Source organism: Streptomyces sp. NPDC002868, from assembly GCF_055563295.1.
The window spans coordinates 197,273-211,410 of sequence record NZ_JBVHDR010000007.1 but is presented as its reverse complement, the minus strand read 5'-3'; the positions used below and the strand labels follow the sequence as shown (position 1 = coordinate 211,410).

General features: G+C 72.4%; 14 protein-coding genes. 4 read left to right on the top strand and 10 right to left on the bottom strand.

The genetic code is table 11. The annotated features are described in order from the left end of the window. Positions 1–200: 200 nt before the first annotated feature. The 7 genes from pheT to infC form a co-directional block, all read right to left on the bottom strand. Positions 201–2,747 carry a phenylalanine--tRNA ligase subunit beta gene (gene pheT / locus ACZ3H8_RS22330; protein WP_467404410.1) on the bottom strand — a complete coding sequence of 849 codons (2,547 nt, stop codon included), beginning with the start codon at positions 2,745–2,747 and terminating at the stop codon, positions 201–203. Next, the gene (gene pheS / locus ACZ3H8_RS22325; protein WP_467404409.1) at positions 2,747–3,871 is read right to left on the bottom strand and encodes a phenylalanine--tRNA ligase subunit alpha; all 1,125 of its coding nucleotides are present in this window, start codon (positions 3,869–3,871) and stop codon (positions 2,747–2,749) included. The genes pheT and pheS overlap by 1 nt, the downstream gene beginning before the upstream one ends. Positions 3,872–3,985: 114 nt before the next feature. Next, positions 3,986–5,107, bottom strand: a complete 1,122-nt coding sequence (locus tag ACZ3H8_RS22320) for a sensor histidine kinase (RefSeq protein ID WP_467404406.1) — start codon at positions 5,105–5,107, stop codon at positions 3,986–3,988. Positions 5,108–5,207: 100 nt separating this feature from the next. Next, on the bottom strand, positions 5,208–6,044 hold the full coding sequence (locus ACZ3H8_RS22315) for a TrmH family RNA methyltransferase (protein WP_307664535.1): 837 nt from the start codon (positions 6,042–6,044) through the stop codon (positions 5,208–5,210). 157 nt (positions 6,045–6,201) lie between these two features. Next, positions 6,202–6,594: a 50S ribosomal protein L20 gene (gene rplT / locus ACZ3H8_RS22310; RefSeq protein WP_307664534.1), complete on the bottom strand. Its 393-nt coding sequence runs from the start codon at positions 6,592–6,594 to the stop codon at positions 6,202–6,204. Between the two features lie 109 nt (positions 6,595–6,703). Continuing rightward, a complete protein-coding gene (gene rpmI / locus ACZ3H8_RS22305; RefSeq protein WP_142216133.1) occupies positions 6,704–6,898 on the bottom strand; it encodes a 50S ribosomal protein L35 in 195 nt (64 codons plus the stop codon). Between the two features lie 123 nt (positions 6,899–7,021). Beyond that, positions 7,022–7,741 (bottom strand): translation initiation factor IF-3, encoded by a 720-nt coding sequence (gene infC, locus ACZ3H8_RS22300; RefSeq protein WP_467404792.1) that lies wholly within the window; start codon positions 7,739–7,741, stop codon positions 7,022–7,024. Positions 7,742–8,046: 305 nt separating this feature from the next. Here infC and ACZ3H8_RS22295 point away from each other — a divergent pair, with 305 nt between their 5' ends. Then, entirely contained in the window at positions 8,047–8,409 is a 363-nt protein-coding gene (locus ACZ3H8_RS22295; RefSeq protein WP_307664532.1) for a DUF1844 domain-containing protein, read from the top strand. 15 nt (positions 8,410–8,424) lie between these two features. Here the strand turns inward: ACZ3H8_RS22295 and ACZ3H8_RS22290 are convergent, their stop codons facing one another. Beyond that, positions 8,425–9,156, bottom strand: coding sequence for an SseB family protein (locus ACZ3H8_RS22290; RefSeq protein ID WP_467404402.1), 732 nt, complete (start codon positions 9,154–9,156; stop codon positions 8,425–8,427). A gap of 23 nt (positions 9,157–9,179) precedes the next feature. On the opposite strand from ACZ3H8_RS22290, the gene ACZ3H8_RS22285 reads away from it, so the two are divergent. Continuing rightward, positions 9,180–9,767 (top strand): serine hydrolase, encoded by a 588-nt coding sequence (locus ACZ3H8_RS22285; protein ID WP_467404400.1) that lies wholly within the window; start codon positions 9,180–9,182, stop codon positions 9,765–9,767. Here ACZ3H8_RS22285 and mycP read toward each other — a convergent pair. Together mycP and ACZ3H8_RS22275 are read right to left on the bottom strand one after the other, a co-directional pair. Further along, positions 9,754–10,944, bottom strand: a complete 1,191-nt coding sequence (mycP, locus tag ACZ3H8_RS22280; protein ID WP_467404397.1) for a type VII secretion-associated serine protease mycosin — start codon at positions 10,942–10,944, stop codon at positions 9,754–9,756. The two genes, ACZ3H8_RS22285 and mycP, sit on opposite strands and share 14 nt — an antisense overlap. Continuing rightward, entirely contained in the window at positions 10,941–12,089 is a 1,149-nt protein-coding gene (locus ACZ3H8_RS22275; protein ID WP_467404395.1) for a hypothetical protein, read from the bottom strand. Before ACZ3H8_RS22275 ends, mycP begins: the two co-directional genes overlap by 4 nt. A 286-nt stretch (positions 12,090–12,375) precedes the next feature. On the opposite strand from ACZ3H8_RS22275, the gene ACZ3H8_RS22270 reads away from it, so the two are divergent. Beyond that, positions 12,376–12,666: a hypothetical protein gene (locus ACZ3H8_RS22270; RefSeq protein ID WP_467404392.1), complete on the top strand. Its 291-nt coding sequence runs from the start codon at positions 12,376–12,378 to the stop codon at positions 12,664–12,666. A gap of 226 nt (positions 12,667–12,892) precedes the next feature. After that, complete coding sequence (locus ACZ3H8_RS22265; RefSeq protein WP_467404391.1) at positions 12,893–14,095, top strand: amino acid deaminase/aldolase; 1,203 nt, start codon at positions 12,893–12,895, stop codon at positions 14,093–14,095. The last annotated feature ends 43 nt before the right edge of the window (positions 14,096–14,138 follow it).

The following is a 14,138-nucleotide window of genomic DNA, read 5'->3' as shown; positions in this document are numbered from 1 at the left end:
GATCATGCGGATGGTCCCCTCGTAGACCTGTCCGGCGCGCAGGCCCGCCCCTACGGCTGGGACGATTCTGTCGATCGACCCGGCCCGAAAGGAACGACGCCCCACGTTCTCACCCGAATGAGTGAGCTGGCGCCCCAGGCCCGCGAATGCGTAAGGGGCGCACCCGGTGTCCGGGCGCGCCCCTCAGGGATCGGGAACGGTCAGGCCCCGCGCAGCACCGCCCCGGTGCGCTCGGCGGCGAGTGCGACGGCGGCGTCGCGGGCGGCCGACGCCTCCTCGACGGTCAGCGTCCGGTCCGGGGCGCGGAACCGCAGGGCGTACGCGAGGGACTTCTTGCCCTCGCCGATCTGCGACCCGACAAACACATCGAAAAGCCGGATGGATTCCAGCAGTTCACCCGCGCCCTCGGTCAGCACCTTCTCGACCTCGGCGGCCGGCACGTCCTCGGACACGACCAGCGCGACGTCCTGGGTCGCCACCGGGAAGGTGGAGATCCGCGGCGCCCGGAGGGTGCCCTCACCGGCCCGCTGAAGAAGGTCGAGCTCGACCTCCATGGCGCAGGTGCGCTCCGGCAGTCCGAGCGCCTTGATGACGCGCGGGTGCAGTTCGCCGGCGTGGCCGACGAGGGTCTCCTCGCCGTTCACGGTGGCGTACAGCGCAGCGCAGCGGCCCGGGTGCCACGGGGCGTGCTGGTCGGCGCGGACGATGAGTTCGGCGCCGGCCTCGCGGGCGACCGTACGGGCGGACTCGACCGCGTCGGCCGAGTCGGCCGGGCGACCCTTGCCCCACCAGCCGGCCTGCTCGCGCGCTCCGGCCAGGACGGTGGCGACGCGGCGCGGCTGGTGCGGCAGCGCCGCGTTCAGCGCGGCGATCTCCTCATCGGTGGGACGGCGGTCGACGGGCAGCGGGCCCGGGACCGTCTCCTCGCCGGTCGGCCGGAAGACCAGACCCGTCTCGAAGAGGGCCAAGTCGTGCGAGCCACGGCCGTCGTTGCGCCGCAGCGCGCCGAGCAGGCCCGGCAGCAGCGTGGTGCGCAGCGCCGGCTCCTCGTCGGAGAGCGGGTTGACCAGCTTGACGACGGTGCGTCGCGGATCATCCGCTTCCAGGCCGAGCTGGTCGAACACGGCCTCGCCGATGAACGGGTAGTTCGGCGCCTCGACATAACCGGCACCGGCCAGCGCGCGGCCGATGCGGCGGTGCAGCCGCTGGCGGCCGGTGAGCCCGCGGCCGGCTGGCGGCTTGGGCAGCGTGGAGGGCAGGTTCTCGTACCCCTCCAGCCGGATGACCTCTTCGGCGAGGTCGTTCGGCTCGGCGAGGTCGGGACGCCAGGACGGGACGGTGACGACCAGTTCGTCCTGCCCGTACACGTCGCAGCCGACCTCCTGGAGGCGGCGTACGACGGTCTCGCGGCCGTAGTGGACACCCGCGACACGGTCGGGGTGGTCGGCGGGCATCGAGACCGTACGCGGCGCGGACGGCGCGATGATCTCGGTGACACCGGCCTCCGCGGTGCCGCCGGCGAGCAGCACCAGCAGGTCGACGGTCCGCTGCGCGGCGGCAGAGGCGGCCTGCGGGTCGATGCCGCGCTCGAAGCGCTTGGACGCCTCGGAGGCGAGCTTGTGGCGCCGGGCCGTACGGGCGATGGATACGGCGTCGAAGTGCGCAGCCTCGATGACGACCTCGGTGGTGGCACCGGCGGTGATTGGGGTCTCCCCTGCTCGAGCGGAGTCGAGAGCTTGGGGAAGGTCGGCGATCTCGGTGTTGGCGCCGCCCATGACGCCCGCGAGGCCGATCGGCCCGCGGTTGTCGGTGATCACCAGATCCTCGGCGTCCAGCACCCGCTGCACGCCGTCGAGGGTGGTGAGCTTCTCGCCGGCCTCGGCGCGGCGGACCCCGATCGGCCCGTCGAGACGGGTCCGGTCGTAGGCGTGCAGCGGCTGGCCGACTTCGAGCATCACGTAGTTGGTGACGTCGACGGCGAGCGAGATCGGGCGCATCCCGGCCTTCTGCAGCCGGCGCTGCAGCCAGATCGGGGAGCGGGCCTCGGGCTCCAGGCCGACGACCGTGCGCGCGGTGAAGCGGTCGCAGCCGATCGGGTCGGAGACCTTGACCACGTAGCCGAAGGAGTTCGCTGCGGGCACGTCCAGCAGCGCCGGGTCGCGCAGCGGCAGGCCGTACGCGATGGCGGTCTCGCGGGCGACGCCGCGCATCGAGAGGCAGTAGCCGCGGTCGGGCGTGACGGCGATGTCGAGGACCTCGTCGACGAGCTCGAGCAGCTCGATGGCGTCGGTGCCGACCTCGTGCTCCGGCGGCAGCACGATGATGCCGCTGCCGTCGTCACCCATGCCGAGCTCGTCGCCGGAGCAGATCATGCCGTGCGAAGTCCTGCCGTACGTCTTGCGCGCGGCGATCGCGAAGTCACCGGGCAGCACGGCGCCGGGCAGGACCACGACGACCTTGTCGCCGACGGAGAAGTTGCGCGCGCCGCAGACGATCTCCTGCGGCTCGCCGGTGCCGTTGGCCATGCCGACGTCGACGGTGCAGAAGCGGATGGGCTTCTTGAACTCCGTCAGCTCCTCGATGGTCAGCACCTTGCCGACGACGAGCGGGCCCTTGAGGCCGGCGCCGAGCTGCTCGACCGTCTCGACCTCGAGACCTGCCGCGATGAGCTTGGTCTGTACGTCGCGGCCGGTCTCCGTGGCCGGCAGGTCGACGTACTCCCGCAGCCAAGAAAGCGGGACCCGCATCAGATCTCCATCCCGAACGGCCGGGTGAACCGGACGTCGCCCTCGACCATGTCTCGCATGTCTTCGACGTTGTGGCGGAACATCAGCATCCGCTCGATGCCGAACCCGAAGGCGAATCCGCTGTACTTGTTGGGGTCGACGCCGCAGGCGATGAGCACCTTCGGGTTGACCATGCCGCAGCCGCCGAGCTCGATCCAGCCCTCGCTGCCGCAGGTGCGGCAGGGCCGGTCCGGGTTGCCGACGGACTCGCCGCGGCACACGTAGCAGACCATGTCCATCTCGGCGGACGGCTCGGTGAAGGGGAAGAAGTTCGGCCGGAGCCGGGTCTTCATGCCCTCACCGCCGAAGAGCGCCCGGACCATGTGGTCGAGGGTGCCCTTGAGGTCCGCCATGGTCAGGCCCTCGTCCACGGCGAGCAGCTCGACCTGGTGGAAGACGGGGGTGTGGGTGGCGTCCAGATCGTCGGTGCGGTAGACGCGGCCGGGGCAGATGACATACACCGGCGGCTCGCGGTCCAGCATGGAGCGGACCTGCACGGGCGAGGTGTGCGTACGCAGTACGACGCCCGAATCGCCGTCGCCGTCCGCGCCCGCGACGAAGAAGGTGTCGTGCTCACCGCGGGCGGGGTGGTCCGCGGCGATGTTCAGCGCGTCGAAGTTCAGCCACTCGGTCTCGACCTCGGGGCCTTCGGCCACCTCGTAGCCCATGGCCGTGAAGATGTCCTCGATGCGCTCGGAGAGCGTGGTCAGCGGGTGGCGGGCGCCGGCCGGAACGCGGTCGTAGGGCAGCGTGACGTCCACTGCCTCCTCGACCAGCACCCGGGCGTCGCGCTCGGCCTCGAGCTCGGCCTGGCGGGCGGCGAGCGCCTTGCTCACGGCGCCGCGGGCCTGGCCCACGCGCTTGCCGGCCTCGGCCTTGGCCTGCGGCGGCAGTGCGCCGATCTCCCGGTTGGCGAGCGCGAGGGGCGAGCCGCCGCCGGTGTGCGCGACCTTCGCGTGGGCGAGCTCGTCGAGGTCGCCGGCGGCGGCGAAGGCGGCGAGCGCCTCGTCCCGCATGCGCTCGATCTCTTCCGGTTTCAGTGCCTCGACCTCAACAGGGTCGTACGACTTATTGGGTGCGGACATCTCTTCCCGTACTTCCGATGGGCTGGCTGGGGCCCCCGCTCGTCGACCGAGGACGCAAAGGTGCCAAAGGTCGAGTCTAACGGGGTGTGGAGAGGCGAATGAGCCCGCGGGCGGCTAGGCCAGGTAGGCCGGGGCGCCGACGGGCAGAATAAATCGGAACTCGGCGCCGCCGCCGGGTCCGCGGCCTACGGTGATCGTCCCGCCGTGCGCCTCGACGATGCCCTTGACGATGTAGAGGCCCAGGCCGGTGCCGCCGCGCTTGCTCCCCCGCCAGAAGCGGGTGAAGACACGGCCCATCGACTCCTCGGGGATGCCGGGGCCTTCGTCGCTCACGGTGACGGCCGTACCCTTCTCGTCGTCCTTCGCCGATGCCGGCGCCACCTCGATGGTGACCGTTCCGGCGCCGTGGCGCACCGCATTTTCCAGCAGGTTGCCGAGCACCTGGTCGATCTTGTCCGGGTCGGCCCACAGATCGGGCAGCCGGCGCTGGATGCGTACGAAGAAGCGGTCGGGAGACTGGCCACTGGCTATGTGCGCCTGGATGTGGCGTCCGACGGCGGCCGCGATGTCGATCGGCTGGCGGCGCACTTCGAGCCGTCCGGAGTCGATACGGGAGATGTCGAGGAGCTCGGCGATGAGCCGGGTGACGCGGTTGGCGTCGGCGTCGACCGTCTCCAGCATCAGCCGCTTCTGGTCGTCGGTGAAACGCTCCCATTTGGCGAGCAGCGTCGCCGTGAAGCCCTTCACTGAGGTGAGCGGGGAACGCAGCTCATGGGCGACCGTCGCTATCAGCTCGGCGTGACTGCGTTCGGTGCGACGCCGGGCCTCTGTGCCGCGCAGGCTGATGACGAGGCGGCGTACCGGCCCGGTGGGGCGCTCGCGCACATAGCGGACGGCGACGAGGACCTCGCGGCCGCCGGGCAGCAGCAGATTGCGCTCGGGCTGGCCGACGCGAGTGGCGAGTCCGCCGTACGGATCGGTCAGCGTCCACCAGCGGCAGCCCTTGAGGTCCTCCAGCGGCAGCGCGCGCTCCAGCGGCAGGCCGAGCGCTTCGCCCTTGGACACCGCGGTGATCCGTACGGCCGCGTCGTTGAAGCAGATCACGCGGCCGGTCTCGTCGGCGACGACAAGTCCGTCGGGGAGGTCGTCGGGGTCGATCCCGAACTCGTCGAGGCCGCCGGACTGGCACAGCAACGCCCCGTGTGTCTCCGCGAGCCTGCTCGTCCCGACAGCCATCCCCGTACCCCACCTCTCCCGCCGCCGCAGTGGGCCCCCGAGCCCGTCACACTACTAGCTGGAAGTGACGGAGCGGACCCCCTGAGCGAGTACTCCCCACTCAGTGAGTACCCACTGCGCGCTGGGCACGCGCCGAGGCATAGAGGCATACGGCTGCGGCGGTCGCGAGGTTCAGGCTTTCGGCTTTTCCGTGGATCGGTACGCGCACGACGGCGTCCGCGAGCGCACGGGTCTCCTCCGGCAGCCCCCAGGCCTCGTTGCCGAAGATCCATGCGGTGGGTCCGCCCATGGTCCCGGCGTCGAGCTCGTCGTCCAGGTCGTCGTCGCCGGCGCCGTCGGCGGCCAGTACGCGCACTCCGGCGTCGCGCAGCCCCCGCACCGCCTGCTCGACGGGGACGCCGACGGCGACCGGCAGATGGAAGTGCGAACCGACCGACGCGCGCACCGACTTGGGGTTGTAGAGGTCGACGGAGGCGTCGGTGAGGACGACGGCGTCGGCGCCCGCGGCGTCCGCGCAGCGCAGCACCGTGCCGGCGTTCCCGGGGTCGCGTACATGCGCGAGTACGGCGACGAGCTTCGGCCGCGCCGCCAGGATCTCCTCGAACGGCGAGTCGAGGAACCGGCAGACGCCGACCAGGCCCTGCGGGGTGACGGTCTGGGAGACCTCGGCGAGCACCGCGTCGGAGGCGTGGTGCACCCGGGCCCCGGCGGCACGGGCGGCGTCGACGATGTCCGCGTACCGCTCGGCGGCCTCGACGGTGGTGAAGAGCTCGACCAGGGTGGGCTCACCGCTGGGGCCGCGATGGGCGACCGCTTCCCGCACGGCCTGCGGCCCCTCGGCGATGAACAGGCGCTCCTTGCCCCGGAAGGCGCGCTTGGCAAGCCGCCGGGCGGCGGTGACGCGCGGGGAACGCGGGGAGATCAGCTCGGGGGCCATGTGCCTGCGGCTCTCTGATTCGGGTCCGGGGCCGGCCCCGGAAGGGCCTGCACGCGGGGCGGTGGGGCGGGGGCGTCCCCCGGATACAGCACAGAACGCACCGGACCCGCAGGCCGAAGGCCTGCGGGTCCAAAAGCGGTCCGGCTGGACGCGGCCGTCAGGCCGCCGACGCGGCCTTCGGGGCGTTGACGTCGCTCGGAAGCGCCTTCTGGGCAACCTCGACGAGCGCGGCGAACGCGCCGGCGTCGTTGACCGCGAGCTCGGCCAGGATCTTGCGGTCCACCTCGATGTTGGCGGCCTTCAGACCCTGGATGAGGCGGTTGTACGTCATGCCGTTCTGGCGGGCAGCGGCGTTGATGCGCTGGATCCACAGCTGACGGAAGTCGCCCTTGCGCTTCTTACGGTCGTTGTAGTTGTAGACCAGGGAGTGGGTGACCTGCTCCTTGGCCTTGCGGTACAGGCGCGAACGCTGACCGCGGTAGCCGCTGGCCTGCTCGAGAATCGCCCGGCGCTTCTTGTGGGCGTTGACTGCCCGCTTGACGCGTGCCACTTGTTAACTCCTTGTAGCGGGGCTGGGATTGAGAGTTCGACTCACCCCGGCCCGGAAACGAATTGGTCCCGGTCTCGGCGCGTGTCCCCGGTCACCGGGGACACATACGTCACTTGCCGAGAAGCTTCTTGATGGTCTTCGAGTCACCCGGGGCCATCTCGGCGTTGCCGGTGAGGCGACGCGTCAGCTTGGACGACTTGTGCTCCAGCAGGTGGCGCTTGCCGGCGCGCTCACGGAGCACCTTGCCGGAGCCGGTGATCTTGAAGCGCTTCTTGGCACCGCTGTGCGTCTTGTTCTTCGGCATAGCGCCGTTATCTCCTCGTCAGTGGCGCTCCCCCGGTGCGGACACCGGACAACGGGAGCGTCAGATCTTGGTTTGTGGGTTCCGGGCGGGACCCGGGGCTGCCTGGGTGGCAGCCCCATCAGGTCACGCCTCGGAGTGCGTCTCGGAAGGGGCCTCGGCCGGGGCCTGGGCGGCCTCGTCCGTGGACTCCTCGTGCGCGTAGCCCTGACGCTCCGCCTTGCGGGCGGCCTGAGCCTCACGCGCCTCGGCCATGGCCTCGGTCTTCTTCTTGTGCGGGCCAAGAACCATGATCATGTTCCGGCCGTCCTGCTTCGGGTTCGACTCGATGAATCCAAGGTCCTCGACATCGGAAGCGAGCCGCTGCAGCAGGCGGAACCCAAGCTCGGGGCGGGACTGCTCACGACCACGGAACATGATCGTGATCTTGACCTTGTCACCCTGCTTGAGGAACCGGACGACGTGACCCTTCTTGGTGTCGTAGTCGTGCGGGTCGATCTTCGGCCGGAGCTTCATCTCCTTGATGACCGTGTGCGCCTGGTTCTTGCGCGCCTCACGGGCCTTCATGGCCGACTCGTACTTGAACTTCCCGTAGTCCATGAGCTTGCACACAGGCGGACGGGCGTTCGCCGCGACCTCGACCAGGTCAAGGTCGTACTCCTGCGCAAGCTCGAGGGCCTTGGCAAGCGGAACAATCCCGACCTGCTCGCCGCTGGGACCGACAAGTCGCACTTCGGGAACGCGAATCCGGTCGTTGATGCGGGGCTCGGCGCTGATGGATCCTCCTAAGTAGCACCACGCGGATGTCTGGCAGGCAGCCGCGTAACGTCTGTTTCGTGAGACCAACCGCACCGGAACGTGAAAAATGCCCCGGACGGTACACAGGCGGGAGCTCCTCGAATACCGGAACACCGCCGCGTGCTACCGCGGGGCTTATCGGGCGGCTCCATCGTCCGTACGGAACGATGGGCGCCACCTGACCGGTGACCCGCCGTCCCGGAGGACAGCCAGGTGGGAGATCGGAGCCTCCACTTGTGGGCCGGGCACACAGGTGTCCGGCCGGTCGTTACACAAGGTTAGCAGCTCTGGCCGGAAGCGGCTAACCGGTGGCCGGAGCCCGGCCGTCTGCGGCGGGGCATATCGTGTGCGTCATGAGTGACGCGACCACCCCCAATGAGTCCCCCGGCTTCGACGACATGACCCGCGACATCGCGGAGGTCCCCGCCGTCGAGGTGATCGTCACGGTCGCGGTGAATCTGATGAGCGCGGCCGCCGTGAAGCTCGGTCTGACCGAGGACGGCGCGGAGCACAAGGACCTGGACGAGGCGCGGAAGCTGGTGCACGCGCTGGCGGGTCTGATGGACGCGAGCGCGACCGAGATCAGTTCTTTCCACGCGGCGCCGCTGCGCGACGGGCTGAAGTCGCTGCAGCTGGCGTTCCGCGAGGCGTCGCTGGTCCCGGACGAGCCGGGCCAGGGACCGGGCGAGAAGTACACCGGCCCGGTGTACGGCTGAGCCTGAATCCTTCCTTCAACCGCGTACGAAGAGGGGCTCGCCCGGCGGGGTGGCCTCGGCCGGGAGCAGTGCCAGGTCGAGGCCCCGCACCAGGCGGGCCCTCAGTACGTCGTCGGCGGCCAGCGTCTCGGCGACGCGGCGGGCCGCCTGGGCCGGGACCGCGTCCGCGGCGAGGACCAGGGCGAGGATGCCGTCCGCGCGGCCGGGGCCGAGGTGGGCGCGGAGCACCGCGGGCTCGGCGGCGACCGCGTCCCGTACCGCCGTGGTGACCGCCGGGTCGTCGAGCGGGTCGGCGCTGGTGCGGCCCTCGGAGAGGGCGAGCAGCGCGCTGCCGGTCAGCTGGTAGGGGACGGGACCCGCGACGTCGAGCAGCAGCGTGTCGGCCTGCTCGTGGGCGACGGCCTGCAATGCCTGGTGCAGCGGTACGGCCACGGGGCGCGCGTGCGGGTCCCAGCGGGCCAGCGAGTCGATCGAGGTGAACGCGGGCAGCGCACGGCGGTCGCCCGCCGTCAGCGTGGGGATCGCCATGTCGCTGGTCTTCTCGCGGCGCAGGCCGTTCTCGTCCTCCTCGACCTCGCCGAGCATGGCGACGACCGGGACCAGCAGCCGGGCGTCCTTGAGGGCTTCGAGCACCGGCTGCTGAGCCGTACGGTCCGCGGACCAGGCCGCGAGGGCCGCCGTCAGCCGGGGATCGGCGGTGCCGTCGTCGTCGGAGAAACCGGGGTCAGGGATGTTCTTGAGCGCCACGCGACGAGCCTAACCTCCCTGGTATGAGTGCCAGTGTCTCGGTCGCCGTGCCCGGCCTGTCGTACGGCGAGCAGCGGGCGTATCCCTCGGCGAGCATCGTGAAGGTCTCGATCCTGGCCGCGCTGCTGCTGGAGGGGCGTCCGCTGACCGCGCGGGAGCGGGAGTTGGCGCAGGCCATGATCGTACGGAGCGACAACGACGCGGCGACGGCGCTGTGGGAGACGATCGGCGGCGCGCCGGGGCTGGACGCCGCGCATGCGCGGCTCGGGCTCACACAGACGCGGGCCGAGACGGCGTGGGGGCTGACGCGGACCACCGCGGCGGATCAACTCGCGCTGATGCGGGCCGTGTTCGACGGCCCGTACGCGTATCTCCGGGCCCTCATGGGCCAGGTGGTCGAGGGGCAGGACTGGGGGGTGTCGGCCGCGGGCGGCGCATGGGCACTCAAGAACGGCTGGATGCCGATGCGGGAGACGGGGCTGTGGGTCGTGCACTCGGTGGGGCGGGCCGACGGCCGGCTCATCGCGGTGCTCACCGAAGGGCATGAGACGAAGGAGGAGGGCATCGCGTGCGTCGAGGCGGCGGTGCGGGAGGCGGTCAGGCGCCTCTGACGCGCCCGCCGCGCCAGAGCACGACCGCGCCCGCCAGCACGAGCGCGCCGATGCCGCCCGCGAGCGGGGCGAGCCAGCCGGCCGGCTCCACGTCCTTCTTCACGGCCGCGGGTCCGGGGCCGAAGTACTCCTTGTCGTAACCCGAGGAGGCGGCCCTCAGGCCGGCGGGGCGCAGCTTCGCGCCCGCCTTGATCGCGGCGGCCGGGTCGACGATGCCGTAGCCCTTGGCGTCGTCGCGGCCGCCCTTGGGGCCGTTGCGGGCGGAGTCCGCGAGGAGCTTCTTGATCTGGGCGGGGGTCAGGCCAGGGTGGGCGGCGCGGACCAGGGCGACCGCGCCGGAGACGAAGGCGGAGGCCGCGCTGGTGCCCCAGCCCTGGTAGTACTTCTGGTCGGGGTCGGCCATGACGATGTCGACGCCGGGGGCGCTGACGGTGGCGTACCAGCGGCGGGTGGAGAAGGCTGCGTGAGTGCCGAAGCGGTCGACGGCTGTCACGGCGATCACGCCGGGGTAGGCGGCGGGGTACGAGATGTGGTCGCCCTTCTCGCCGCCGTTGCCGGCCGACGCGACGACGACGGAACCCTTGGCGAGCGCGTACTGCACGGCGGCGTCCTCGCCCGCCTCGGGGTGCGCGGACTCGCTGTCGTCGCCGAGGGAGAGGTTGATGACGTCGGCGCCCTGGTCGGCGGCCCAGCGGATGCCCTGGGCGAGAGCGTTGCCGCGGGAGTTGCGGGCCTTCTCGCGGGCCTTGTCGGTGCCTTCGAGGATGACCCGTACGGGGAGGATCTTCGCCTCGGGCGCGATGCCCATGACGCCGTCCTCGCTGCCCGGGCCGTGGCCGTGGGCGGCGATGATGCCGGCCATGGCGGTGCCGTGGCGGGCCCAGGCGCGTTCGCCGCGCTGGGCGCCGAAGCCGATGAAGTCCTTGCCCTGCAGGACCGAGCCCGTGAGGTCGGGGTGGCGGTCGTCGACGCCCGTGTCGAGGACCGCGACGGTGATGCCTTCGCCCTTGGTGGTGCGCCAGGCCTGGTCGGTGTTCATGGAGCTGAGCGCCCACTGCTGGGTCCGTATGCCGTCCGCGTGCGCGGGCGTCGCCGGCAGGAGCGCGAGGGCGGCGGCCGCGAGGGCGGCGGCGATGCGGTGGCGGGGACGGGGGCGGAGGACGGGGCGGCGGGTCATTCGGGCTTCTCCGTGGCCGTGCTGACGGTCTTGCGCAGTCCGCCCTGGATACGGTCCGCGATGCCCTTGGCCTCATGGCCGAGGCCCGCCTGGGCGGGTGCGGACGTCGCGCCCTTGGCCTTGGCCTCGTCGGCGGGCTGCGGGTCGGTGACGGTACGGCCGTCGGCGAAGCCGGACACGGCGTAGACGACGACGGGCGCCTCGGTCAGGACGTTCACGGTCCAGCTGGCGCGCTGCCGGTCGCCGAAACCGGCGGCGACGGTGCCCTTGGCCGGGAGGGTGCGGGGCATCAGGTCGGGGCGCTCGTCGAGGCCTTCCGCGGTGAAGCGGGAGGCCAGCGCGTGCATGGCGGCCGCGTCGGCCTCGGTGAAGACCAGCCCGACCGTGGTGACGCTGCTGGCCGTCGCGTCGGCGTAGGTGGCACGCAGCACGCGGGCGCAGCCGACCGGCTGCAACGTCGTGACCAGCAGCGGGTCGAGGGCGCTCGCGCAGTCGCCGTCGGGCGCGACAGCGATCCGGGTCCAGACCCGGTCCGCGCCGCCGGGTCCCGCGTCCTCGCCCTTGAGGGTGCGGGGGAACAGGGTGTCGACGGGGACGCTGTGCCAGAGGGTGCGGGTCGCGGTGTACGAGGTACGGGCGGTGGCGTCGGCGCTGGAGTCGCCGGTCAGCCAGCTGCCGGTGGCCGCGCCGCCGATCAGGCCGAGCCCGAGGACGACACAGGCGACGGCGCCGAGGGTGCGCGCGGGGTGCCGGGTCCGTACGGGACGGAGCCGGGTGGTCATCTCGGCCGGGCTCTCCGGCGGCGCCCAGGACCGGCCGCCGGCTCCGGGGCCGGGGTGCGCGGGTCGTGCGCCGGGCCGGGGCGTGAGGTCGACGGACCCGACGGCCCTGCGCCGCGAAGGCGGACCGGCGGGCCGCGGCGGCACCTCGGACGGCAGTTGCGGCACCTCGGGCGGCAGCGGCGCGGAGCCGGTACGGGAGCCGGGGGGCGCGGCGACGGGCCGCAGCCGTGCGGTGGTCTCGACGGGCGGGACGGGGGGTGCGGAGGCCTCGGGCCGGGGTGGGGCGGGGCGCTCGGCGGCGGCCGGACGCGGAGGCGCGGGGGCGCCGGAGCGGGCGGGCGCTACCTCCGGACGCGGCGGCACACCGGACGACGGTTGCGGCGCGGGCGCACTCGGCGGCGGAACGGCAGGCCGGAGCCCGCTCGGGGACGCGCCCGGGCGGGTTGGGGCGGGGCGCTCGGCGGCGGCCGGACGCGGGGGCGCGGGGGCGCCGGAGCGGGCGGGCGGTACCTCCGGACGCGGTGGGACACCGGACGACGGTTGCGACGGCAGCGGGTAGGAGGAAGGGCGGCGCCCGCCGTCAGCAGGCCCGTACACGGCGTCCGGCTCGGGCAGCCCGGCAGAGCCGCTGCCCGAAGACGCGGACCGCATGTCAGCGGACCGCATGTCAGAGGTGGCCGCGGCCGGCTCGGTCCGACCGGAGCCGCCGAACTCGGACGCGGGCCGGATCGCAGGAGCGGTCGGCCGAGCCTGGGCGTCGGTGGACGGCTCGCCCGCCGGTGTCTCCGGATGCCGCGGGGCCGGAGGCGGGAGCACCGGCTCCGGGGAAACCAGCTTCGTGATGCTCGATGCCCGCAGCGTCCTCGGGGCCGGATCCGGCGGGACCAGCTCCTCCGTGATGCGGGACGTGCTCGGCGTCGGCTCCCCGTCGTCGGGCTGAGGCGAGGCCGGGCCGGGAGGACGCTGCGCCTCCGTGCTCATCCCGCCCCCTGAATTCTCGTCCACGTACACCAACGGATCGCCTCTCGGGGCAGGCCCGTTCGTCACCGCGTGTGCGTCACTCTACGGGCTGGAACACGCGCCGCGGCAACGAGACCAGGGGTCCGGGGGGATCTGCGCAAAACGTCCCCCTACCCTGCGGTAATTCGGTCTGGCAAGCTCAGGCCATGACTCCCCGTGCCGCTGACCGGGCCCGCTACGACAGGGCCACCGCCCATCTCGATGCGCCGCTCGCAGTCGTCGATCTCGACGCGTTCGACGCCAACGCCGACGATCTGGTGCGCAGAGCGGGCGGCAAGCCCATCCGGCTGGCGAGCAAGTCCGTGCGCTGCCGGGCACTCCTTGAACGGGTGCTGGCGCGGGACGGGTTCGCGGGGATCATGTCGTTCACGCTGGACGAGTCGCTGTGGCTGGCGCGGGCCGGGTTCGACGACGTACTGCTGGCCTACCCCTCGGCGGACCGGTCCGGGTTCGCGGAGCTCGCGGGCGACCCCAAGCTCGCGGCCGCCGTGACGGTGATGGTCGACGACGCGGCGCAGCTGGAGCTGATCGACTGCTCGCGGGCCGGCGGCAGGGAGGAGATCCGGGTCTGTCTGGAACTCGACACCGCGCTGCACCTGCTGGGCGGCAGGGTACGGATCGGGGCCCGGCGTTCGCCGCTGCGTGAGCCCGCCCAGCTGGCCGAGCTGGCGCGGTCGATCGCGCGCCGCCCGGGCTTCCGGCTGGTGGGGCTGATGGCGTACGAGGGACATGTGGCGGGTGTCGGGGACGCCGTGGCGGGCAGTCCGCTGCGTTCACGGGCCGTCCGGCTGATGCAGTCCGCGGCCCGTAAGGAGCTGGCGGCCCGGCGGGCCGCGGTGGTGCGAGCGGTGCGGGCCGTGACGCCGGACCTGGAGTTCGTCAACGGTGGCGGCACCGGCAGCGTCCAGCACACCGCGGCCGAGGACGCGGTGACCGAGATCGCCGCCGGGTCCGGGCTGTACGTCCCGCGGCTGTTCGACAACTACACCTCGTTCACGGGGCGTCCCGCCGCGCTCTTCGCCCAGCCCGTGGTGCGCAGGCCGGGCGTGGGCGTGGTGACGGTGCTCGGCGGCGGCTACCCGGCATCGGGTGCGGCCGGCGCGGACCGGCTGCCCGTCCCGTATCTCCCGGAGGGGCTGCGCTACGACCCGCAGGAGGGGCCCGGCGAGGTGCAGACCCCACTGCTCGGCTCGGCCGCCGACGATCTGCTGATCGGCGACAAGGTGTGGTTCCGGCACGCCAAGGCCGGGGAGCTGTGCGAGCGCTTCGACACGCTGCAACTAATCGAGGGCGACCGGGTGACGGGGACCGCGCCCACGTACCGGGGCGAGGGCCGCACCTTCCTCTGAGGCGGCCCGCCGGACCGCCCGGAGGCCGTTTGTCCTCGTGTCT